The organism is Microbacterium rhizophilum (genome assembly GCF_039605615.1).
Taxonomy (GTDB): Bacteria; Actinomycetota; Actinomycetes; order Actinomycetales; family Microbacteriaceae; genus Microbacterium; species Microbacterium rhizophilus.
In genome coordinates this window covers 41434-62803 of sequence record NZ_JBCNUN010000008.1, presented here as the reverse complement: position 1 = coordinate 62803, position 21370 = coordinate 41434, and the positions used below count along the sequence as shown (strand labels likewise).

The 21370-nt window shown below is 72.0% G+C and carries 23 protein-coding genes; 13 read left to right on the top strand and 10 right to left on the bottom strand.

The features are described 5' to 3' along the window. The 3 genes from AAD528_RS13090 to AAD528_RS13080 form a co-directional block, all read right to left on the bottom strand. On the bottom strand, positions 1-849 hold the full coding sequence (locus AAD528_RS13090; protein WP_345752529.1) for a heme ABC transporter ATP-binding protein: 849 nt from the start codon (positions 847-849) through the stop codon (positions 1-3). After that, positions 846-1901 carry a FecCD family ABC transporter permease gene (locus AAD528_RS13085; protein ID WP_345752641.1) on the bottom strand — a complete coding sequence of 352 codons (1056 nt, stop codon included), beginning with the start codon at positions 1899-1901 and terminating at the stop codon, positions 846-848. The genes AAD528_RS13090 and AAD528_RS13085 overlap by 4 nt, the downstream gene beginning before the upstream one ends. Before the next feature lie 86 nt (positions 1902-1987). After that, positions 1988-3082, bottom strand: a complete 1095-nt coding sequence (locus tag AAD528_RS13080) for a heme/hemin ABC transporter substrate-binding protein (RefSeq protein ID WP_345752528.1) — start codon at positions 3080-3082, stop codon at positions 1988-1990. A gap of 103 nt (positions 3083-3185) precedes the next feature. Between AAD528_RS13080 and AAD528_RS13075 the strand changes: the two genes are divergently transcribed. Further along, on the top strand, positions 3186-3491 hold the full coding sequence (locus tag AAD528_RS13075; RefSeq protein ID WP_345752527.1) for a DUF2470 domain-containing protein: 306 nt from the start codon (positions 3186-3188) through the stop codon (positions 3489-3491). A gap of 41 nt (positions 3492-3532) precedes the next feature. Continuing rightward, entirely contained in the window at positions 3533-4183 is a 651-nt protein-coding gene (locus tag AAD528_RS13070; protein WP_345752526.1) for a biliverdin-producing heme oxygenase, read from the top strand. Positions 4184-4223: 40 nt separating this feature from the next. Here AAD528_RS13070 and AAD528_RS13065 read toward each other — a convergent pair whose 3' ends face one another. Further along, a complete protein-coding gene (locus tag AAD528_RS13065; protein ID WP_345752525.1) occupies positions 4224-5123 on the bottom strand; it encodes an NAD(P)-binding domain-containing protein in 900 nt (299 codons plus the stop codon). A gap of 85 nt (positions 5124-5208) precedes the next feature. Continuing rightward, positions 5209-5790: a TetR/AcrR family transcriptional regulator gene (locus AAD528_RS13060; protein ID WP_345752524.1), complete on the bottom strand. Its 582-nt coding sequence runs from the start codon at positions 5788-5790 to the stop codon at positions 5209-5211. Between the two features lie 160 nt (positions 5791-5950). Between AAD528_RS13060 and AAD528_RS13055 the strand changes: the two genes are divergently transcribed. The 3 genes from AAD528_RS13055 to msrA all read left to right on the top strand — a co-directional run bounded on the left by AAD528_RS13055 (position 5951) and on the right by msrA (position 8159). Continuing rightward, complete coding sequence (locus tag AAD528_RS13055) at positions 5951-6325, top strand: DoxX family protein (protein WP_345752523.1); 375 nt, start codon at positions 5951-5953, stop codon at positions 6323-6325. 17 nt (positions 6326-6342) lie between these two features. Then, positions 6343-7359 (top strand): CE1758 family FMN-dependent luciferase-like monooxygenase, encoded by a 1017-nt coding sequence (locus AAD528_RS13050; protein ID WP_345752522.1) that lies wholly within the window; start codon positions 6343-6345, stop codon positions 7357-7359. Between the two features lie 239 nt (positions 7360-7598). Beyond that, the gene (gene msrA / locus AAD528_RS13045; protein WP_345752521.1) at positions 7599-8159 is read left to right on the top strand and encodes a peptide-methionine (S)-S-oxide reductase MsrA; all 561 of its coding nucleotides are present in this window, start codon (positions 7599-7601) and stop codon (positions 8157-8159) included. Positions 8160-8256: 97 nt separating this feature from the next. Here msrA and AAD528_RS13040 read toward each other — a convergent pair whose 3' ends face one another. Next, a complete protein-coding gene (locus AAD528_RS13040) occupies positions 8257-9126 on the bottom strand; it encodes an SDR family NAD(P)-dependent oxidoreductase (protein ID WP_345752520.1) in 870 nt (289 codons plus the stop codon). 185 nt (positions 9127-9311) lie between these two features. Between AAD528_RS13040 and AAD528_RS13035 the strand changes: the two genes are divergently transcribed. The 6 genes from AAD528_RS13035 (at position 9312) to AAD528_RS13010 (ending at position 13850) form a co-directional block, all read left to right on the top strand. Then, complete coding sequence (locus AAD528_RS13035; RefSeq protein WP_345752519.1) at positions 9312-10178, top strand: helix-turn-helix domain-containing protein; 867 nt, start codon at positions 9312-9314, stop codon at positions 10176-10178. Further along, on the top strand, positions 10175-10441 hold the full coding sequence (locus tag AAD528_RS13030) for a hypothetical protein (protein ID WP_345752518.1): 267 nt from the start codon (positions 10175-10177) through the stop codon (positions 10439-10441). The genes AAD528_RS13035 and AAD528_RS13030 overlap by 4 nt, the downstream gene beginning before the upstream one ends. 69 nt (positions 10442-10510) lie before the next feature. Then, positions 10511-11902, top strand: a complete 1392-nt coding sequence (locus tag AAD528_RS13025) for a dihydrolipoyl dehydrogenase family protein (RefSeq protein WP_345752517.1) — start codon at positions 10511-10513, stop codon at positions 11900-11902. Between the two features lie 117 nt (positions 11903-12019). Then, positions 12020-12511, top strand: coding sequence for a hypothetical protein (locus tag AAD528_RS13020; protein WP_345752516.1), 492 nt, complete (start codon positions 12020-12022; stop codon positions 12509-12511). A gap of 61 nt (positions 12512-12572) precedes the next feature. After that, positions 12573-13220: a TetR/AcrR family transcriptional regulator gene (locus AAD528_RS13015; protein ID WP_345752515.1), complete on the top strand. Its 648-nt coding sequence runs from the start codon at positions 12573-12575 to the stop codon at positions 13218-13220. Positions 13221-13229: 9 nt separating this feature from the next. Next, positions 13230-13850, top strand: coding sequence for a hypothetical protein (locus AAD528_RS13010; RefSeq protein WP_345752514.1), 621 nt, complete (start codon positions 13230-13232; stop codon positions 13848-13850). A gap of 159 nt (positions 13851-14009) precedes the next feature. Here the strand turns inward: AAD528_RS13010 and AAD528_RS13005 are convergent, their stop codons facing one another. The 4 genes from AAD528_RS13005 to AAD528_RS12990 all read right to left on the bottom strand — a co-directional run bounded on the left by AAD528_RS13005 (position 14010) and on the right by AAD528_RS12990 (position 18257). Continuing rightward, positions 14010-14957, bottom strand: a complete 948-nt coding sequence (locus tag AAD528_RS13005) for an NADP-dependent oxidoreductase (protein ID WP_345752513.1) — start codon at positions 14955-14957, stop codon at positions 14010-14012. Positions 14958-15045: 88 nt separating this feature from the next. Continuing rightward, a complete protein-coding gene (locus AAD528_RS13000) occupies positions 15046-15963 on the bottom strand; it encodes a carbohydrate ABC transporter permease (protein ID WP_345752512.1) in 918 nt (305 codons plus the stop codon). A gap of 1 nt (position 15964) precedes the next feature. Continuing rightward, the gene (locus tag AAD528_RS12995) at positions 15965-16906 is read right to left on the bottom strand and encodes a carbohydrate ABC transporter permease (RefSeq protein WP_345752511.1); all 942 of its coding nucleotides are present in this window, start codon (positions 16904-16906) and stop codon (positions 15965-15967) included. Between the two features lie 28 nt (positions 16907-16934). Continuing rightward, positions 16935-18257, bottom strand: a complete 1323-nt coding sequence (locus AAD528_RS12990) for an extracellular solute-binding protein (RefSeq protein WP_345752510.1) — start codon at positions 18255-18257, stop codon at positions 16935-16937. 108 nt (positions 18258-18365) lie between these two features. On the opposite strand from AAD528_RS12990, the gene AAD528_RS12985 reads away from it, so the two are divergent. Together AAD528_RS12985 and AAD528_RS12980 are read left to right on the top strand one after the other, a co-directional pair. Next, positions 18366-19427 (top strand): LacI family DNA-binding transcriptional regulator, encoded by a 1062-nt coding sequence (locus AAD528_RS12985; RefSeq protein WP_345752509.1) that lies wholly within the window; start codon positions 18366-18368, stop codon positions 19425-19427. A gap of 166 nt (positions 19428-19593) precedes the next feature. Then, a complete protein-coding gene (locus AAD528_RS12980; protein ID WP_345752640.1) occupies positions 19594-21351 on the top strand; it encodes a glycoside hydrolase family 2 protein in 1758 nt (585 codons plus the stop codon). Positions 21352-21370 lie beyond the last annotated feature (19 nt).

The window sequence follows — 21370 nt, the reverse complement described above, 5'->3', positions numbered from 1 at the left end:
TCAGGACCTCCCGGTGGGGGTGGAGACGGACGCGATCCCCGCGCGCACGCGGTCGTCGAGGGGCGGCAGGTCGCGGCGACCGCGGCGACCGGGCACGACGAGCGGCGGCTCGCCGTCGAACGGCCGCACGACGCGCACCGGGTGGCCGTAGACCTCCGTGAGCAGCGCGGCGTCGAGCGCGACGGCGGGGTCGTCGCAGGCACGCAGCCGGCCGTCGTGCAGCACCGCGATCCGGTCGGCATAGGCGGCGGCGAGGTTCAGGTCGTGCAGCACGACCAGCACGGCACCGCCCGCCGCGGCGTGCGCGCGGGCGCGGCGCAGCACGCGCTCCTGGTGGCGGATGTCCAGCGCCGCGGTCGGCTCGTCCAGCACGAGCACGGCCGTGGCCTGCGCGAGCGTGCGTGCCAGCGCCGCGCGGGCGCGCTCGCCGCCGGACAGCGTCGTGGTGCGCCGGTCGGCCAGGTGCGCGACCTCGGCGTCGTCGAGCGAGGCGCGGATGACGGCCTCGTCGTCGTCCGCGAGGGGATGCCCGCGCCACGGGGCCCGACCCATCTCCGCGACCTCGGCGACAGTGAACGGGAAGGACACGTCGTTGCTCTGCAGCAGCACGGCGCGCGAGCGCGACAGCTCCCGCGCGCCGAGCCGCGCGATCGCCGCGCCGTGCAGCGTCACGGTCCCGGCCGCGGGGGCCATGTCGCCGATCAGGGCGCTGAGCAGCGTCGACTTGCCCGCCCCGTTGGGTCCGACGAGGACCAGCACCTCCCCGCGGCGGAGGTCGATGTCCACGTCATGCAGCAGGGTGCGCCCGTCGATCTCGACGCGCAGCCCACGCGCCTCGATCGCGTTCACGCCCAGCCTCCCGATCGGCGGCGCGCGCGGCGCAGCAGCGCGAAGAAGAACGGCCCGCCGACGAGCGCCGTGATCATGCCGATCGGCAGCTCGGCGTACGGCACCGCGGTGCGCGCAGCGAGGTCGGCCGCCGTGAGCAGCGTCGCGCCCCCGAGGAGGCTGGCCGGCAGCAGGACGCGGTGGCCCGGGCCGAGCAGCATGCGCAGGGCATGCGGCACGACCAGGCCGACGAACGCGATGATGCCGCACGTGGCCACTCCCACCGCCGTCAGCAGCGCCACCAGGATGATCGCGGCGATCCGGAGTCGCTCGACGTCGACGCCGAGGTGCCTCGCCTGCCGCTCGCCGAGCGCCAGCAGGTCGAGGGGACGCGCCAGCAGCACGCACGCGACGGAGCCGAGCAGGATCAGCGGCGCCGCGATCGCGACATCCTGCCAGCGAGATCCATTGAGCGATCCCATCTGCCAGAACACGATCTGCTCGCGCTGCTGGGTGTCGCCGAGGAAGATCAGCAGCGCGATCACGGCGCCGCCGAGGGCGTTCACCGCCACGCCGGTGAGCACGATCGTGACGACCTCGGTGCGTCCGCCCGAGCGGGCGCCGAGGTACACGAACAGCGTCGTGAGCACTCCCGCGACGAAGGCGAAGACCACGGCGGTCCAGCCGCCGAGGAACGAGAAGCCGAACACGATCACGAGGCACGCGCCGATCGCGGCGCCGCTCGAGACGCCCACGACCGCGGGCTCGGCGAGCGGGTTGCCGAACACGCCCTGCATCACGGTGCCGGCCACCGCGAGGCCAGCGCCGACGAGAGCCGCGAGCAGCAGGCGGGGGAACCGGATGCTCCACAGCGTCGCGTCGCCCTGCGGGTGTGCGGGGGCGACCGCCCCGGGCAGAGACAGCCACGGCAGGCCCGCGCCGCGGACCGCCTCGTTCCAGTGCAGCGCGATCGACCCGATCACCTCGGCCGGCGGGATCCGCAGCTGGCCGCTGCCCGCGGACACGACGAGCAGCGTCAGCAGCGCGGCGGTCAGCAGGCCGAAGGTCGCCACGCGCGCCGTGCGACGGGGGCTCGCCGCGCGCGGAGTGTCGTCGACGCGGACCGCGCCGGACGCCGCGACCGCGGCGGGCGAGGCGCTCACCGTGCCTCGTCCGGGGCGTACACGGCGACGGCGAGGGCGTCGAGCACGTCGGCGGTGGCGGGGCCGAAGCTCAGGATCTGGGTGTCGTCCATGTCGACGATGCGGCGGCTCTCGCCCGCCGGCGTCTGCGCGAGCGCGGGCAGCTGCTCGAGCAGCCCGTCGATGCCGCCGGCGGACTCGAGGCCCTTCGTCATCACGAGGATCAGCTCGGGAGCTGCGGCGATGAGGCCCTCGTCCGTGACGGGGCGCATGCCCTGCCAGTCGATCTCGGTCGCGACGTCCCGGCCGCCGAGGGCCTCGATCAGCGACTGCGCGCCGGTGCCCTCGCCGAACATGTAGTACACGCCGGCGCCGCCGCGCACGTACAGGAAGGCCATCCGGATCCGGTCCGACTCGCTCGCCGGCGCGACCGCGGCGATCTCGGCGACCTTCTCGTCGATCCGCTGCTGCGTGCGCTCGGCGAGCGCGGCGCCACGGTCGGGCACGCCCAGCGCGTCGGCGACCCCGGTGATGAGCTCGTCCACGTTCTCCGTCGTGCGGGCCGCGTCGAGCACCACGACCGGGATGCCCGCGTCGCGCATCTGCAGCATCACGTCCCACGGGCCGAGGCTCGTGTCGGTCAGGATCACGGTGGGCGCGAGCGAGAGGATCGCCTCGGCGTTCAGGTCGTGGCCGTTCTCGGTGACGAGCGGGCGATCGGCTACCTCGGGGAATGCGCTCGAGACGTCTCGTCCGACGACCTGGTCTCCGAGGCCCAGCTCGAACACGATGCGCGAGAGCGAGCCGTAGATGTCGAGGGCGAGGATGCGGGTCGTGTCGGTGATCGTGACCTGTGTGCCCTGGGTGTCGATCACGGACACCGGCAGTCCCTGCGTGCCGTCGCGGACCGGATCGAGCGCGTCCGCCGCGGCCACCGCAGTGCTCGGGCCGGTCGCGGCGCGCGGGTCGTCGAGGGGCGTCACAGCGGCGAGGCGCGGCGTCGCGGCATCTGCGACGGCGTGGGGGCCGGCGGCGGGCGTGCAGGCGGTGGCGACGAGAGCGATGGCCAGCACGGCGAGCGCTCCCGCCGCGTGCAGGGCGCGGTGGGGCATCGGGGGTCTTTCACAGAGGGGGATAGGTAAGGCTTGCCTTACCCAGAGTCGAACCTAGACCGACTCTGGCCGTTCGCGCAACACTGAGGTTAGCCTTACCTACATGAGCCATCGATTCGATCCGGATGTCGTCGCGGCCGTGCTGCGCCACATGAACACCGACCACACCGCCGACAACCCGCTGATCGTGCGGGCGTTCGCCGGCATCGACGCCGTATCGGCGGAGATGACCGGGTTCGACGGCGAGGGCGGCGACTGGCTCGCTCAGCTGCCCGACGGCGCCGCCGATGACGTGCGCATCGCATGGCCGAACGGCCCGATCGCCGAGCGTGCCGCCGTCCGCCGCGAGATCGTCGCGCTGTACGACGAGGCGTGCGTGCGCCTCGGGGTCGCGCCCCGCGCTCATTGATTCGTCCACCCGCCCTGCTGTCCCCGTCCCCGGAGTCCCCGATGTCCCTCGTCCCCCTGTCCGCAGCCCTGCGCGAGCGCACCCGCGACGCCCACTCGACCAGCGAGGGAGCCGGATTCATGTCCGCGCTGCTCAAGGGCGAGCGCTCGCGCGACGACTACGTCTCGCTCGTCGCCCAGCACTACTTCGTCTATGAGGCCCTCGAGTCCGCCACCGACCGGATGAGGCGGGATCCCGTCGCCGCGCGGTTCATCAGCGACAAGCTCACGCGCCTGCCTGCGCTCATCGCCGATCTCGACTTCCTGATCGGCCCCGACTGGAGCGAGCGGATCCATCCCCTGCCGGCCACAGCCGAGTACGTCGCCCGCATCGAGCAGGTGGGCAGCACGTGGGTCGGGGGCTTCGTCGCGCATCACTACACGCGCTACCTCGGCGACCTCTCCGGCGGACAGCACATCGGCCGCGTGATGCAGCGCCGGTTCGGCTTCGACACGAACGGCATCGGCTTCTACGTGTTCGCGGACATCGCCGACCCGGCGGCCTTCAAGGACGTGTACCGCGACGAGCTCGACGCGGCGCCCTGGGATGACGGGGAGACCGAGCGCGTGATCGCGGAAGTGCTGCTCGCATACGACTTCAACACGCGCCTGTTCGACGATCTCGCGCGCGCCGCCGACGCGGCCGTCGCCTGACCTGCGCGCGACGCCAGTCGCGAAGCGGCTCGGTCCGGTGTCAGCCGTCCGCAGGTGTGGTGGTCCGAGCGGTCCGGTCGGCGAGGAGTTCGAGATGTCGGATCGCGCGCAGCTCGCCCGGTCCGGGACCGAGTTGCCGCAGCGCATCCTGGTGAAGGCGGGCCGTGGCCACGGTGAGGGGAGCGGTGAGGGCGGACCGGTCGGCGGCCTCGACGAGGGCGCGCAGTTGATCGACGATGCGCTCCAATTCGAAAGGGCCGCCGTCGGCACTGTCGACGAGGTCGCGGAGCGTGCCCTCGAGTACACCGCGCAACGCGGGGTGGTGGCGAAGGAGATCGCCGAGGACGGACCGCTCGATGCCGTGCCGGCTGCCGATGAGCAGAGCCTCACCGATGGCCGCGGCATGCGCGAACCAGACGCCGTTGACGAGCAGCTTGGCCAGGTACGCGGCTCGCGGGCGCGGGTCCGTGAACAGCACGGCGTCCTCGCCGCCCAGCAGTGCCAGGTACGGCGCTGCGCGCGCGATCGCGTCGGCCGCGCCCCCTACGTGGAATCTCAGCTGTCCGGCGCCCGCGGCGGAGGGACCGCCGGCTAGGGGAGCGGCAACCGCCTGGATGCCGTGTGCCACGAGCGTCTCGGTTGCTGCTTCACCGCTGTCGGGATCGCAGCTGGTCAGGTCGATCCAGAGCGTCCCCTGCCCCGGCAGCGCTCCCTCGCTCGCAAGCACCTCGATGTGGGTGATGAGCGTCGCCCCGTCGGGCAGGGCGGTGATCACCACATCTGCGTCCGCCATCGAGCTCGTCCTCGCTGTCGAAGCGCCGGCCTGCTGGGCGGCCCGTCGTCGGCTCGACACGACATCGTGCGCCGTGACAGCGTGACTCGCCTCGATCAGACGGCGCGCCACCGGAAGACCGATCCGGCCGAGACCGACGACATGCACGCGAGTAGGCAAGCTCATGCCCTGATTCTTCACCGGCGACAGGTCGTTCTCTTCCCCGTGACCGACAGCCTCCGGCCGCCCCCGATCACGCGGACAGCCGACTGACCAGGTCTTCCCACCCGCGGGCGAGCCGGTCTTCGAATGTCACCTCGGAGTTCTCGCCGTCCTGGGGTGCTGTGTAGAGCAGCAGCGGCACGTCCAGGGCCGCGGTCAGCTGCATTGCGAGGATCTCCAGGTCCGCGGCAGGGACTCCCATCTGCTGCAGAAGCATCCGAAGGTGCCTCTGGGACATCATTGCGGGCGGCCCGAAGGGAACGGGTGTGCGCCCGTCCAGCGCGGCACGCGCGATCTCGTGGTTCTCCGCGAGGAACCGCAGGCGAGCACGCCCGAATGCGACGAGTCGCTCGAGTGGTTCGGCGCCGGGCCCGAGCGGGGGAGGGCCGGTGAGCACGCGCTTCTGGAATGCCCGTTCGCCGTCGCTCAGCAGGGCCATGAAGATGCCCGATCGCGTTCCGAATCGCCGGAACACCGTGCCCTTCCCCAAGCCGGACCGCGCGGCGAGGGCATCCATCGTGATCCTGTCGGCGCCCACTTCGGCCAGCATCTCCCGCGCCGTGGCGATCAGCATCGCCCGATTCCGCGCCGCGTCGGCCCGTTCGGTGGTCATGGGCGCCTCCTGTGTGGTGCGGGCTGCTGACTTGCCAACCCAAGCATAACCGGGGTAGCGTTTCAGATATAAGCGGGGGAAAGTCCGTTTTCGGCGCAAGTGAGATCCGACCACGCCCCCGTCGACCCGCGTGCACACAGAGACAAGGAGAGGAACAGCAGTGGATATCGCTGTATGGATCGTCACGGCGCTCGTCGCCCTCATGCTCGGCGGCGCCGGAGCGAGCAAGCTCGCCCGGTCCAAGGAGAAGATCTTCGAGAACCCGAACATGGGGTGGGCGGATGACTTCAGTCAGCCGGTGATCAGGCTCATCGGGCTCGCTGAGGTCGCCGGAGCAGTCGGACTCGTACTGCCGTGGGCGCTGGACATCCTGCCGGTGCTCACCCCCACCGCCGGATACGGCCTCGCGGTGCTCATGATCGGCGCCGCCGGCGTCCACATCCGCCGCCGTGAGTTCGCCGGAATCCCCTTCGTGCTGCTGCTGATCGCAGCCCCGCTGTTCGTCGCGATCGTCCGCACGATCGCACTCGTGTGAATCGGAGAGGCTCGGCCATGGAATTCGGGACGTTGAGCATCGGGGATGTCACCCGCGACCCGGTCGGCGGCAAGCTCGTCTCCGAGCACGAGCGCCTCCACGCGCTCACCCGCATCGCCGTGCACGCCGAAGAGGCCGGCTTCGACGTATTCGCTCTCGGCGAGCATCACAACCCGCCGTACATCTCCAGTGCGGACTCGACGGTGCTCGCGTACATCGCCGCTCAGACGACCCGGATCACGCTCTCGACCGGCACGACTCTCATCACCACGAACGATCCGGTGAAGATCGCCGAGGACTTCGCCACGCTGCAGCACCTGTCCAACGGCCGGGTCGATCTGATGCTCGGACGCGGGAACACCCCGATGGTGTATCCCTGGTTCGGGTACGACTACGAGGACAGTCTCGGCATCACGTTCGAGCACTACGAGCTGCTGCGCCGGCTCTGGCGCGAGGAGAGCCTCGACTGGGTCGGGCGCTACCGCGCTCCGCTGAGGCAGTTCACCTCGGTCCCGCGACCGCTGAACGGCGCTCCCCCGTTCGTATGGCACGGCTCCATCAGCAGCCCCGAGATCGCGGAGCAGGCGGCCATGTACGGCGACGGCTTCTTCGTCAACAACAACTTCGCGCCGATGGAGCACTACGCCCGCTCCGTCGAGCTCTACCGCGAGCGGTTCGCCGCCCATGGCCACGGCCGGCCGGAGAACGGCATCGTCGGCGCCGGAGGCGGGATCTGGGTGCGCCCGAACTCGCAGGACGCGCTCACCGAGTACCGGCCGTACTTCGATGCGCATCCGATCCACTCCCGATCGGGCCTGTCCCTCGAGCAGGAGATCGCGCGGACCGGCCTCACCGTCGGCAGTCCGGCCCAGGTCATCGAGAAGGTGCTGACCTTCCCGCAGCACTTCGGTCCCCTGCGCCGGGTGCTGTTCGGCTTCGACTACGGCGGCATCCCCGAGGCGAAGATCCACGAGGTGATCGATCTCGTGGGAAGCGAGGTGCTGCCCGTGTTGCGGCGGGAGCTGGCGGTCTGAAATCGCTGACTGCTGCGCGCCCGCATGCGGCTCGGGATCCCGGCCGGGCACATCCACACGCCGGACATGCAGCACTTCGAGACCGACTTCGGGGTCGGCGACGCGACCTTCGACGCATGGCGCAACCCGGATGGTCCGGATCAGCGGGGGAAGTCACAGTCGGCTCATAGCAGTCGCGGGACCAAAACCCGCCACGTCTGCGTTGTCCCTGATGACCCTCAGCAGAAGGAGCAGGCAACATGACCAGCGGAATCCACGACACCGGAGAGATCACCCGCACGCCCGGCACCGAGACGGCCGTCCTGGCCGGCGGATGCTTCTGGGGCATGGAGGACCTCGTCCGGCGGCAGCCGGGCGTGCTGAGCACGCGCGTCGGCTACACCGGCGGCCGCAACGACCACGCCACCTACCGCGACCACCCCGGCCACGCCGAGGCGCTGGAGATCGTCTTCGACCCCGCGGAGACCACGTTCCGCGACCTCCTGGCGTTCTTCTTCCAGATCCACGACCCGTCGACCCTGAACCGCCAGGGCAACGACATCGGCACGAGCTACCGCTCGGCGATCTTCCCCGTCACGCCCGAGCAGGAGCGGATCGCGCGCGACACCATCGCGGACGTGGACGCGTCGGGCCTCTGGCCCAGCAAGGCCGTGACCACGATCGAGCCCTCGGGCCCCTTCTGGGAGGCCGAGCCCGAGCACCAGGACTACCTGGAGCGATACCCGAACGGCTACACGTGCCACTTCCCGCGCGCGGGCTGGGTGCTGCCGCGGCGCGAGGCGACGACGACCGCCGGATGAGCCACGCGGCCGGCGGCATCCACCCGCCGGCCAGACCACACGGATCCGGCGCCCCTCCCTCGGGAGGGACGCCGGATCATTCTCCAGGCGGGCGGCGTCAGATGCCCGCCTCGGCCGGTGCGATGTCGGTCGTGACGGCGAGGTCGCGCGACGCCTCGACGTCCGCCGCCAGCGCCCGGAGGCGCCCCCCGGCGAGACCGAGCGAGTCGGAGCCGAGCAGCTGGTGCAGCGGGGCCGCGCCCGTCGTGGCGACGGCGATGATCGCCGCCGCGGCCCTGGCCGGGTCGCCGAGCTGCGTCCCGGGCATCGCCAGGTGCTGCTCGACCATCTCGCGGATCGCGGGATACGCATCCGACGTCGCCTGCGGCAGCCCCAGGGAGGCCGGACGCAGGAAGTCGGTGCGCATGTACCCGGGCTCGACCAGGTTCACCGCGATGCCGTGACCGGCGACCTCCGCGGCCAGCGACTCCGTGAGCGCCTCGAGCGCGAACTTGCCCGCGCCATACAGCCCCCAGCCGGGGAACGACAGCAGACCGAGGATGGAGGACACGTTGATGACGTGTCCTCCTCCGCGCTCGCGGAAGTGCGGCAGGACGGCGCGCAGCACGTTCCAGACGCCGAAGATCTGCACATCGAACATCGCTCGCGCGTCGGCGTCCGACACCTCCTCGACCGCGGCGAGGTAGCCGTACCCGGCGTTGTTCACGACGACGTCGAGGCCGCCGAAGCGCTCGACGGCGTCGGCGACGGCCCGGGCGACCTGCGCCTCGTCGGCGAGATCGACGGCGACGGCATGAAGGCGCGTGGTGTCGACCCCCTCCAGCGCTTTCGCGAGGCGCTCGGTCGAGCGCGTGGTGGCGGCGACGTTGTCGCCGCGCTCGAGAAGCTGCGTGACGAGCTCGAGACCGAGCCCGCGGGAGGCTCCGGTCACGAACCAGGTGGCCGGGCGATCGGTGGGGTACGCCATGGTCGTTCTCCTTCTCCTGAAGTGGATCCGCATCGCCGGCGAATGCCGACACATCCAGCGTGCGCGCGCGGAGACGGTGGGATCGGGCCATAGCGAGCCCGGTCGATCCTGGGTCACACCCGCGTAGGACGGAGCGTCCCACCCGGATCCGGCGCGCTGCGTCGCGCCGGCGTCACACTGGAGGCATGTCCGAGAGGAACACCGAGCTGGCCGACTTCCTGCGTCGCGCCCGGAGCCAGGTCGACGCGACGCGCGCCGGCCTGCCGGCGGACGGGCGCGTGCGGCGGGTGCCGGGCCTCCGACGCGAGGAGGTCGCCTTCCTCGCCGGGGTGTCGACCGACTACTACACGCGCCTGGAGCAGGGCAGGCGCATCACGCCCTCGCCCTCCGTGGTGCAGGCGATCGGCGGGGCCCTGGATCTCGACGAGGCGGGGCGTGCGCACCTGGCCGATCTGCTCGGCGCCGGTGTCGCGGGCGGCGCGTCCCGCGTCCGGCCCGTGCAGCGCGTGCGCCCCGGCGTGCACCAGCTGATCGAGAGTCTCGACGCCGTGCCGGTCCTGGTGCTCGGGCGGCGGGCGGACGTGCTCACGCAGAACCGGCTGGGCCGGGCGCTGTTCACGGACTTCCAGCGAGTGCCCGCGGCGCAGCGGAACTACGCGCGCTGGATGCTGCTGGACGAGGGGCCGCGGTCGCTCTTCGTCGACTGGGAGCTGCAGGCCCGTGCCGCCGTCGAGAGCCTGCGGCTGGACGCGGGCAACGATCCGGCGGATCGCGCGACGGCCGAGCTGGTCGCGGAGCTGCGCGAACGCAGCCCCGAGTTCGCGCGATGGTGGGACGAGCACCGCGTGTACCAGCGCACGTTCGGATCGAAGCGACTGCGGCATCCGCTGGTCGGCGACCTGACCGTCGACTACGAGACCCTCAGCCTGCCGGGCGATCCGCACACGACCCTCTACCTGTACTCCACCGAGCCGAACTCCCCGTCGCGGCGGGCCCTGGACATGCTCGCCAGCTGGTCGCTGACCGCCGCGCGACGCGAGGACGTGACGTGATCGCCCCCACTCCCGGCCTGGGGGATCTGCTCGCCCGGGTGCCGCCCGGCTGGTCGCGGCAGACGGTCGGAGACGAGCTGTGGGGAGTCAGCCGAGTCGAGCACGCCGGAGGGCGCAGCACCACCGTGACGGCAACGCAGCTCGGAGGCCCCGCGTCCTTCAGTGCCAACGTCTGGCACATCGCCGAGGGCGACGTGCTGCGCCCATGCGAGGTGCCCGAGGAGTGCGTCCTGCGGTTCCTCCGCGAGCTGCCGCCCCGCTGACCCCGGCGGGGAGCAGAATGGTCCGAGCGGTCCATTCGGACCGCGTCGCGCAGACGGGCGGGAGCACACGTGTCCGAGCAGTTCGATGTGATCGTCGTGGGTGCCGGGCCGGGCGGCGAGGATGCCACGGCGGCGCTCCTGCGCGCCGGGATGTCGGTGGCGCTCGTCGAGCGCGAGCTCATCGGGGGCGAGTGCTTCAACTGGGCGTGCGTGCCCAGCAAGGCGATGCTGCGAGCGGGGAACGCGCTGCACGCCGCCCAGCGGCTCCCGGGCGCCGCGGCGCGGCTGGCGCCGCAGGTGGACGCGCTCGCCGTGCTCGCCCACCGGGACGACATCGTGCTGCACCACGACGACAGCAGCGAGGTGGAGCGGTTCACCGCGGCAGGGGCGGCGTTCTTCCGCGGGTCGGGCCGCCTCGACGGTCCGCGGCGCGTGGTGCTGGACGCCGCCGACGGCGCGGTCGTCCTCGAGGCCGCACACGGGGTGATCCTGGCGACCGGGTCCGTGCCGCGGATCCCCGACATCCGGGGTCTGGCCGAGGCGAAGCCGTGGACGAACCGGGAGGCGACGTCGGCCGTTGCGCCGCCGGAATCGCTCGTGGTCATCGGCGCCGGGCCCGTCGCGCTGGAGCTCGCTCAGGCCTGGCGCTCGCTGGGCACGCAGCATGTGACCGTGCTGAGCCGTGCTGCGACGCTGCTACCGCGCCACGAGCCGTTCGCCGGCGACCTCGTCGCCGAGGCGCTCGATGAGGCCGGCGTCTCGCTGCACTTCGCGGCCGACGTGCGGGCCGTTTCGCGCGTCGCCGGCGGCGGCGTCTCGGTCGAGCTGGCGGGAGGCGCGCCTCTCACAGCTGCAGAGGTGCTCGTCGCGACCGGCAAGCGGTCGTCATCCGCGGGGCTCGGGCTCGCGACGGTCGGGGTCGCGGAAGGCGGGTTCATCGAGGTCCGGAGCGACATGACCGTGCCCGGCCACGACTGGCTCTACGCGATCGGCGACGTGAACGGGCGCGCCCTGATGACGCACCAGGCCAGTTATCACGCTCGGATCGCGGCCGCCGCGATCATCGCGCGTGCGGCCGGCGCGGAACCCGAGATGCTCGATGAGGCGGAGGGTCGGGCGGTGCCCCAGGTGATCTTCACCGACCCGCAGGTCGCGTCGGTCGGCCTCACCCTGGCGCATGCGCGCGAACGGCGGCTGCGCGCTCGCCGCGTCGAGGCCGACCTCGGCGCCGTGCTCGGTGCGCGGCTGCACGCGGACGGATACCGCGGCCGGGCGTCGATCACGATCGACGAGGACTCCGACACGATCGTGGGGGCGACGTTCGTCGGGCAGGACGTCGCCGACCTCCTGCACGCCGCAACGATCGCGGTCGCCGCGCGGGTGCCGCGATCCGAGCTGCGCCACGCGATCCCCTCCTTCCCGACCATCAGCGAGATCTGGCTCGATCTCCTCGTCGGCTGAGGCGGGCTCGTACGCCAGTCGCCCTCGTGCACCTATGGCAACAGGACCGAAGGGTCCAGTATGGTGGCGAGTGCACGCCACCCGGAGTGCGCCCCGCGACGTCGGAAGGCAACCGTCATGACTGATCGCCCCGCCGAGCATGGCCACGTCCCGGGATGGCGGTTCACCTTCGTCGCCGGGTTCGTCCCGCTTGTCGCCGGACTGACCATCCTCCTCGCGACCTGGCTCGCGACGGTGCGGCCGGATGCGCCCTACTGGCTCGTGGTCGGCGAGCTGAACTTCACCCACCGCAGCCTCGCCGAGGCCGGCAGCCACGCGGCCGAGTGGATCGATGTGAACGGTTCGGTGAGCGGCGTCAACATCGTTGCCGCGGCGATCGGGGTGATGGTGGCATCCCGATTCGGGTTGCGCGAGGGGCGCCGTTGGGCATGGTGGTTCCTCGCCTTCTGCTTCGTCTGGGTGGGTCTGCATGACGCGGTGATGGCGACGAAGTTCCTGGTGGCGACGGGCGTGCCGCTGCTGATCCTGCCGTACACGTACTGCGTCCTCATGGCCATCGGCCTGATCAGATCGCGGCGAGTGGCCTCGCCATCCGGTCGGGACGTCTGAGGCGGCGCCGTGGCCCCGTTCGTCGACCGGGGATCCGAGGGTGCCGACTACGCTGAGGGACGTGAGTGCCGGGGAAGTGCGCGAGACGCGGCGGCTGACCAGTCGCGGCGCCGCGACGCGTGCGCGCATCATCGCCGCCGCGGATCGGCTGATCACGCTCCAGGGCATCGGGGCCACCACGCTCGCGGACGTGCGGCTCGAGAGCGCGACGTCGAAGTCGCAGCTGTACCAGCACTTCGAGGACAAGGACGCTCTCGTGGCTGAGGTCGTCGAGTCCCGTGGGCGGGACGTGCTCGACCATCAGCGGCGCCGCCTCTCCCGAGTGCGGACCATCGAGGGACTCGAGCAGTGGGGTGACGAGCTCGTCGCGCGCAACGCGCTCACGAACGGCGCATTCGGGTGTCCGCTCGGGTCGCTGACCCATGAGCTGGCCGAGGGCAGCGAGCAGTCGCGGCAGGCGCTCGCGGGTCACTTCCGCACCTGGGTGACCCTCATCGAGGACGCACTGCAGGAGCTCGCACGCCGAGGCGTGCTGCGAGAGGACGCCGACACCCGGGCGCTCGCACACGGGATGCTCGCCGCGCTGCAGGGAGGCTACCTTCTGGCTCAGGCCGCGCGGGACGTCTACCCGATGCGGGTCGCGCTGGACGGTGCGATCGACCGGGTCCGCGCCGCACGGGCGGACACCGGCGCCGACGGCGAAGCCTGAGTCGCCCGCATGATCGACATCAGCGACTTCTACGTGAACCTCGCGGGTGTCTCGGGCACGCTGCTCGGCACCTTCGTGATCGGCGCTTTCTTCTACCTGGACTCGGACATGCACCGCCGGGCCCTCGCGAACGCGGTCGACGACCTCTACATCCGCGCCGGCATCCGCTGGGTGTTCGCGGCGTACTCGCTGCCGGTCTTCGTCTCGCTGACGCTCGCCTCGCTGCCGCGTGTGTACGGGGCGGTCGTCTTCGCGGTCCTGGCGACGGTGCTGCTGCTGACCACCGTGGCGACGGCTCGCCGAGTGCTCGCCGCGGCGGAGGGGATGTCGACGAGCCTCGTGCTCAACGAATGGCTCACGACCGCCGCCGTGCCGGTGCTCATCGCGCTGCCGTGGATCCTCGGCCGCGAGGTCCTCCCGTCGGTCGAGCACTACGTGCCGTCGTTGATGCTCTCCCTGGCGATCGCCTTCTCCAGCACCGCGGCACTGGTGATGGCGGAGTTCGACTCGTCGATGGGAGACGTCCGCGTCGGGCCGCGGCCGGACCGCGGCGCTGCGGTGGGCGCGACCGATCCGCGCGTGACTCCGCCCCGGCGACGGAGACGCGGGTCCGGGCCGCCCGCGTCGTGACGCCCCGTCGGCGAGGCGGACCTCGGCGCTCACGCGCCGCGTGCTCGACGCCATGCGGAACGAGGGTCGCCTGGTGACCGTGAGGCGCCCGGTCTTCCGCTCGTTCATCGAGCGCAACCCGGAGTACGCCGACCGCGTCGCCCGCGACGGCCGCGGCGCCTAGGCGAGATCGACCACGATCTTGCCGCCCGCTCGGCCCGCGGCGATGTCGTCGAGCCCTGCGGTGGCGTCCGCGAGCGCGACGACGCGCGAGACATCGACCTCCAGCGAGCCGACGGCCACCTTCTCCGCCAGCCCGGCCAGGACGTCCGCGGTCGGCGAGGCGATGATGATCCCGCCACCGCGCAGGCCGCGCGCCGCGGCGGTCTCGGCGCCGGGCACCGGCGTGATCGTGGCGACCACGCCGCCCGGCTTGACGGCGTCCAGAGGGACGTCCTCGACCGTGGATCCCCAGAGGTTCACGAGGGCATCCACGCCTTCCGGATGCAGCGCGCGGACCCGCCCCGAGATGTCGCCGGACGCGTACGAGACGATCTCGGCCGCGCCGAGCTCGCGCAGGCGATCCGCGTTCCCCTCCGATGCCGTGGCGACCACGACCGCCCCTTGCCCCGCGAGCAGCTGGACCGCGAACCGGCCCACGGCCCCTGACGCGCCGTTCACGAGCACCACGTCCCCGGGGGCCGCGCCGGTCGCCTCCACGACGGCGATCGCGGCGCCGCCGGCCAGCGGCAGTGCGGCGGCCCGGACGTCGTCCAGGCCGCCGGGCTTGCGCGCGAGCGCCGCCTCCGGCAGCGCCACCAGGTCGGTGAGCGCTCCGATCTGGAACGGCGCCTCGAAGCCGATGTGCCCGATGACCTCGTCGCCCGGTGCGAACCGGGTCACCTCGGCGCCCACGGCCTCGACGACGCCCGCGAGGTCGCGACCGAGCACGAGCGGATACCGATGCTCCATCGCGCCCGACAGCGCCCCCGACGCCAGCGCGTTGTCCATCGGATTCAGCCCCGCCGCCCGCACCTGGACGAGGACATCGCCCGCGCGGAGGCCGGGTGCGGCCAGGTCGATCACCGCGGGGCGTTCGCCCGCGGTCGGGACGGCGACTGCGCGCATGGTGGGGCTCCTTCGGTCGGACGCCTCCGAGAGTAATGGACCCTGCGGTCCAGTTACAAGAGGCCCGCCCCGAGGAGCCCCGTGCGCCTCACTGTCCTCCGAGGCCCGTGGTGGCGATGCCCTGCACGATCCGGCGCTGGAAGAGCATGAACACCACGAGCAGCGGCAGTGCGGCGATCATGGCGGCGGCCATGGTCTGCGCGTACTGCACGCCGTAGGCGTTCTTCACCGTCGCCAGGCCGACCGGCAGCGTCATCAGCGCCGGGTCGTTCGTGACGATGAACGGCCACAGGAAGTTGTTCCAGACGCCGATGAACACGAAGATCGCCACGGCCACCAGGATCGAGCGGGACAGCGGCATCACGATGCTCCAGAACGTGCGCCACGGGCCGGCGCCGTCGATCGCGGCGGCGTCGAGCACCTCCTGCGGCACGGCGTCGAAGAACCTCGCGAGGATGAACACCATGGTCGGTGCGACCAGCTGGGGCAGGATCACGCCCGCCAGCGTGTCGACGAGCCCGAGGGCGAGCATCTCCTGGAACAGCGGCACGATCAGGATCTGCGGCGGGATCATGATCGATGCGAGCACGAGGGCCAGCAGCACGCGGCGCCCGCGGAACCGGGTGCGGGAGATCGCGTAGCCGGCCATCGCCGAGATCAGCACGGTGAGGGCGGTGGCGATGACGGCGACGATCGCGCTGTTGAGCATCCACAGCGGCACGTCGCCGGTCGTGAACACCGAGACGTACGCCTGCAGGGTGAAGCCGTCCGCGGGGATCCAGCTCGAGTCGCTCGCGGCGGCGACCTCGGTCTTCAGCGACGTGACCACGGCCCATGCCAGCGGCAGCAGCCAGGCGGCGGCCAGGAGGATCAGCGCGACGAGCATCGCGATGCGCGCCCCCCGGCTGTCGCCGATGATGAGGCGGGTGTGCGCGCGGCGCTCGGCGTCGCGCCGTGCGGGGCGGCCCTCGCGTCCGGGGACGGTGACGGCGACGGTGGCGGACATCTCAGCGTCCCTTCCGAGCGGTGCGGCCGGGCAGGTACCTCAGCAGCGTGATGATCAGGATGATCGCGAAGAACACGTACGAGATCGCCGAGGCGTATCCCAGGCGGTAGTTCGTGAATCCGGTGTCGTAGATGTACTCGAGGATCGGGCGGGTGGAGCCGTTCGGCCCGCCCGCGGTCAGCAGGTAGATCTGGTCGAACACCTTCAGCGAGGCCAGCACCTGCAGCATCACGATCACGCCGGTGACGCCCCGCAGCTGAGGCAGGATGATCGACCGCAGCCGCTGCCAGGCTCCCGCGCCGTCGAGCATCGCGGCCTCGAGGTGCGTGCCGGGGATCGCCTGCAGCGCCGACAGGTAGAGCAGGAAGTTGAACCCGACGGTCCACCACACGGTCGTCAGCGCGATCGAGAGCATGGCGGTGCCCTCCTCGGTCAACCAGCTGACGCCCTCCAGCCCGAGGCCGTGCAGGAACGAGTTCAGCAGTCCGATGTCGGGCTGGTACATCCATCCCCAGATGCCGGTGACGACCGCGACCGGCAGCAGGTACGACGCGAAGAACGCCGTGCGCCACAGCCACTGGCCGGGGATTGCCGCGTACACCAGCAGCGCCATCACGAGCCCGAGCAGGACCAGCGGCACGGTCGTCAGCAGCGTGAACAGGAACGTCTGCCACAGCGTCCGCCACACCTGCTCGTCGGCGAACGCCTCGAGGTAGTTGCCGAAGCCGATGAAGCCGCCCGGCCCCATCAGGCTCGTGTCGGTGAGGCTCGTGCCGAGGCCCGCGAGCATGGGCCAGACCAGGAACGCGGCGAACAGGATCGCGAACGGCGCCGCGAATCCGTATCCGCTGAGGCTGCGTCGCGGCCTGCGCGCCGACGTGCGCGGCGGCGGGGATGCGGTGCGGGACGGGGTGGGTGCCGTCTGCACGGTGGGGAGGGTCATCATCGTCCTTCCTCGACGAGGGCGGCGCTCATGCCGGTTCCGGCTGGGTCAGGAACACGTCGGCGGCGCGCAGCATCGACTGCACGGTGGTCCGCGCATCCTGCCGCCCCTGGAGGGCGGAGGACAGCGGATCGGACATGCGGGCCTGGAAGTCGCTGCCGGCGCCGACGAACCACGCCGGCGGATCGAGCACGATGATCTCGCTCGCGGCGGCGTAGTCGCGCTGGGGTGTGAGCGCCTGGTACTCGGCGGTCTGCGTCACGGGCGTGTAGGCCGGGATGTGGCCGGCCTCTGCCCACACCTGCGCGCCCTTCAGGATGGCCGCGAGGGTCCGGTACGTCGCATCGGTCACGGCGGGGTCGCGCCGGATCTGCCGCGGCAGGACGAACGCGTGCGAGTCGGCGTAGTTCGCGGGCGTGCCGAACAGCGTCGGCAGGGGACGCCCGGCCACGTCGGGGATGGCCTCCTGGAACGCGGGCAGCTCCCACTCGCCCGAGACGATCATGCCGCTGCGTCCCGTGACGAAGCTCGCGATGCCGCCGCTGTAGTCGAGACGCTGGGCGGCGACCGTGCCGTCCATCATCTGCTGGAGGAACTCGATCACCTCCGCGGCCTTCGCCTCGTCGAGCTCGGCACGGCGCCCCGGGACGAAGGACGAGCCGCCGCCGGTCTGGTTGTAGAGCCCCCAGAAGAAGCGCCACGCCTGCGCGGTGTCCAGCAGGTAGCCGAACGCGATGCCGGTGTCGCCCGTCACCTCGGCGAGACGCCGGCCGGCGTCGAGGAACGCATCCGGGCTCGTGATGCCGCCGAGACCGCCGTCGGCGTCCAGGATGCCGGCGGGGTCTGCGATCGCCGGGTCGTAGAAGGTCAGGAAGGGGTGGGTGTCGAGGGGCAGCGCATACAGCCGGCCCTCGAAGGTGGCGCGCTCCCACACCGCGGGCGCGAAGTCCTGCTGCCGGATCCCGAGATCCGCGAGGCGGTCGAGGTCGAACGGCTCCAGGAGTCCGCCGGGCGCGTAGCCCGCGAGGCGGGAGAGGTGCATCACGGCTGCCTCGGGCGCGCGTCCGCCGGCCGAGGCCATGGCGAGCTTCGTGTAGTACGCCGCGCCCCACGCCAGCGTGACGCTCTCGATGCGGATGTCGCGCTCGGCCTCCATCACGGACGCCTGCATCGCCTGCATGCGCGCGCCGTCGGCGCCCTGGAACGGATCCCAGACGCGTACGGTCGCGGTGCCGCGGGCGGTCGGCCGGGGCGCGCAGCCGGCCAGCGCCGCCGCTCCCGCTCCGGCCAGCGCGAGTGAGAGCAGGCCGCGGCGCGTGAGCCCCTGCGGGGTGCGCTCATGAAGGGTCATCCTCGACCTCCGGTCTTGGTGCAACGTTGCGTTCTAACGTTGAACCAGGATGGACTATGTGCGGCGGCGCGGTCAAGCGGACCGCCGGAACAACCCGGAGGAGACGGATTGACCGAGTCGACCGAGTCCCCGCGGGACGGCACGCCCGCGCCCCGTGCCGCGGGTCTGAAGGACGTCGCCGCCGCGGCCGGGGTGTCGTGGAAGACCGTCTCGAACGTCGTGAACGGCTCCGGGCGCGTCAGTCCGGCGACGCGCGAGCGCGTCGAGGCCGTCATCGCCCAGCTCGGCTACCGGCCGAGCCTGGCCGGCAGACAGCTGCGGCAGGGGCGCACGCGCCTGCTCGCGCTCGCGATCCCGGAGATCCACACGGCCTACTTCGCGGCGCTCGCCCACGCGATGATCGCCGCGGCCCGCACCCGCGGGTACCGCGTCTTCATCGAGGAGACGGGCGGGGATCCGGAGGTGGAGACGGCGCTGGCGCGCGGGACGGGCGAGCGGCTGTTCGACGGCGTGATCCTCTCGCCGCTCGGGATCGCGATCTCCGATGCGGACGCGCTGCGCGGCGCCGTCCCCATGGTGCTGCTCGGGGAGCGGGGCTCCGACGCGGGGGCGCCCAGCACGGATCACTTCAGCGTCGACAACGTCGCGGCGGCCGCCGAGGCCACCCGGCACCTGCTGGCGGCGGGCCGCCGGCGCCCGGCGTTCCTCGGCGCCCAGCCGGCGACGCCCCCGGGGACCGCGTCGCTGCGCCAGGAGGGATTCGAGCTCGCACTGCGCGAGGCGGGGCTCGAACCGCGCGCGGAGTGGATGCTGCCGGCCGACGCGTACACACGCCGCGCCGGTGTCGAAGCAGTGGAGCGCATCCTGCCGCGCGTGGGCGACATCGACGCGCTGGTGTGCGCCAACGACGACCTCGCCCTCGGCGCGCTGCACGCGTTCCGCCGCAACGGCGTGCGGGTGCCGGCCGACGTCGCCGTGACGGGATGGGACAACACGGAGGCGGGGCGCTATGCGGCGCCGACGCTGACCACGGTCGCGCCCGACGTCGAAGGGCTCGCGGAGGCGGCGATCGCGTGCCTGGTGCAGCGCGTGGAGGGCGCCGCTCCCGCCCCGGCGCATCGCACCGTCTCGCACCGCCTGCTCGTGCGGGAGAGCAGCGCGCCGCGCTGATCCTCCGGACGCGAATGGTGCAACGTTGCACTTTCTCGTGGCAGACTGGCCCGACCACCACGACGAAGGAGCCGATGACGTGACCGTGATCCTCGACGCCGCATACGACCCGCGTTCCGCCGGCGACGGCGCCTCGGCGCCGCGTCCGGAGTATCCGCGCCCGCAGATGGTGCGGCCGCGCTGGCTCAACCTCAACGGCGAGTGGCAGTTCGAGATCGACCGCGGCGACAGCGGCCTCGAGCGGAGGCTCGTCGGCCGCGACCTCGCGCGCACCATCGTGGTGCCGTTCGCGCCGGAGTCCGCGCTGTCCGGCGTCGAGGACGTCGACTTCCTCGAGGCGGTCTGGTACCGCCGCACGGTGACGATCCCGGCCGAGTGGGGCGACGACCACGTGCTGCTGCACTTCGGGGCGGTCGACCACGACGCCACCGTCTGGATCGACGGCGAGGAGGTCGTGCGTCACCGCGGCGGGTTCAGCCCGTTCACCGCGCGCCTCGGCGCCCGCGCGGGGGAGACCGTCTCGATCGTGGTGCGCGCCCGCGACCCCCGCGACGGGCTGCAGGCCCGCGGCAAGCAGGCCACCTGGTACGACAACACGCACTGCCAGTACACGCGCACCACCGGCATCTGGCAGACCGTCTGGATGGAGCCCGTGCCGGCCGTGCATCTGCGCCGCCCGCGGATCACGCCGGATCTCGGATCCCGCGCATTCGACATCCGCCTCCCTCTCAGCGGCAACCGCCCGGGCAGCACCGTCGAGGTCGTCGTCAGCGACGCGGACGGCGTGGTCGCGACCGCCGCGAGCCGCGCCGACCTGGATCTCGCGCCGTCGCTGCGCGTCACGCTGCCGGACGACCGCGTGCGCGCGTGGTCCACGGTCGACCCCCACCTGTACGGGCTGCGGATCCGCCTGCGCGACGAGAGCGGCGACGTGATCGACGAGGTCCTCAGCTACGCGGGGCTGCGCTCGGTCGCGATCGACGGGCGCCGCGTGCTGATCAACGGCGAGCGCGTCTTCCAGCGGCTCGTGCTCGACCAGGGCTACTGGCCCGAGAGCCTCATGACGGCGCCGAGCGACGCGGCGCTCGTGCGCGACATCGAGCTCGGGCTGCGGGCCGGGTTCAACGGGGCGCGCCTGCACGAGAAGGTCTTCGAGGAGCGGTACCTGTTCCACGCCGACCGCCTCGGCTATCTCGTGTGGGGGGAGTTCGGCGACTGGGGCGTATCGGGCCAGGGCGATCTCGGCCACAACCAGGCGCCCACCGCGAGCTTCATCACGCAGTGGACCGAGGTCCTCGAGCGGGACCACAGCCATCCGTCGATCATCGGCTGGTGCCCGCTGAACGAGACCCACCAGAACCTGCACGACCGGATCACGGTGCTCGACGACGTCACACGCGGCATGTTCCTCGCGACGAAGCTCGCGGATCCGTCCCGCCCCGTGATCGACGCCAGCGGCTACGCGCACCGCGTGCTCGAGACCGACGTCTGGGACTCGCACAACTACGAGCAGGACCCGGCGCGGTTCGCCGAGCTCGTCGGCGGCACCGCCGACGGACGCCCCTACGAGAACACGCGCGAGGACGGCACCCGGGTGTCCCAGCCGTACGGCGGGCAGCCGCACTTCATCAGCGAGTTCGGCGGCATCTGGTGGAACCCCGATCGCACCGACGCGGACGGGGGCGCCCAGGACGACTCGTGGGGCTACGGACAGCGCGTGCGCGACGAGGCGGAGTTCCACGAGCGCTTCGAGGGGCTCACGGGCGTGCTCCTCGCCGACCCCGAGATGTTCGGCTACTGCTACACGCAGCTGACCGACGTGTTCCAGGAGCAGAACGGCGTGTACCGGTTCGACCGCAGCGACAAGCTCGACGTGGCCCGCATCCGCGCGGCCCAGGAGCGCGCCGCCGCCTCCGAGGACTGAGGCGGCGGCGGTCGGCCGC

What these genes read in the sequence shown, in the direction of transcription:
- AAD528_RS13035 (WP_345752519.1), top strand. Translation starts at nt 9,312, where the DNA reads ATGTCCGAGAGGAACACCGAGCTGGCCGACTTCCTGCGTCGCGCCCGG.
- AAD528_RS13060 (WP_345752524.1), bottom strand. Translation starts at nt 5,790, where the DNA reads ATGACCACCGAACGGGCCGACGCGGCGCGGAATCGGGCGATGCTGATC.
- AAD528_RS13005 (WP_345752513.1), bottom strand. Translation starts at nt 14,957, where the DNA reads ATGCGCGCAGTCGCCGTCCCGACCGCGGGCGAACGCCCCGCGGTGATC.
- AAD528_RS13040 (WP_345752520.1), bottom strand. Translation starts at nt 9,126, where the DNA reads ATGGCGTACCCCACCGATCGCCCGGCCACCTGGTTCGTGACCGGAGCC.
- AAD528_RS13070 (WP_345752526.1), top strand. Translation starts at nt 3,533, where the DNA reads ATGTCCCTCGTCCCCCTGTCCGCAGCCCTGCGCGAGCGCACCCGCGAC.
- AAD528_RS13050 (WP_345752522.1), top strand. Translation starts at nt 6,343, where the DNA reads ATGGAATTCGGGACGTTGAGCATCGGGGATGTCACCCGCGACCCGGTC.
- AAD528_RS13075 (WP_345752527.1), top strand. Translation starts at nt 3,186, where the DNA reads ATGAGCCATCGATTCGATCCGGATGTCGTCGCGGCCGTGCTGCGCCAC.
- AAD528_RS13010 (WP_345752514.1), top strand. Translation starts at nt 13,230, where the DNA reads ATGATCGACATCAGCGACTTCTACGTGAACCTCGCGGGTGTCTCGGGC.
- AAD528_RS13020 (WP_345752516.1), top strand. Translation starts at nt 12,020, where the DNA reads ATGACTGATCGCCCCGCCGAGCATGGCCACGTCCCGGGATGGCGGTTC.
- AAD528_RS13000 (WP_345752512.1), bottom strand. Translation starts at nt 15,963, where the DNA reads ATGTCCGCCACCGTCGCCGTCACCGTCCCCGGACGCGAGGGCCGCCCC.
- AAD528_RS12995 (WP_345752511.1), bottom strand. Translation starts at nt 16,906, where the DNA reads ATGACCCTCCCCACCGTGCAGACGGCACCCACCCCGTCCCGCACCGCA.
- AAD528_RS12980 (WP_345752640.1), top strand. Translation starts at nt 19,594, where the DNA reads ATGGTGCGGCCGCGCTGGCTCAACCTCAACGGCGAGTGGCAGTTCGAG.
- msrA (WP_345752521.1), top strand. Translation starts at nt 7,599, where the DNA reads ATGACCAGCGGAATCCACGACACCGGAGAGATCACCCGCACGCCCGGC.
- AAD528_RS12990 (WP_345752510.1), bottom strand. Translation starts at nt 18,257, where the DNA reads ATGACCCTTCATGAGCGCACCCCGCAGGGGCTCACGCGCCGCGGCCTG.
- AAD528_RS13080 (WP_345752528.1), bottom strand. Translation starts at nt 3,082, where the DNA reads ATGCCCCACCGCGCCCTGCACGCGGCGGGAGCGCTCGCCGTGCTGGCC.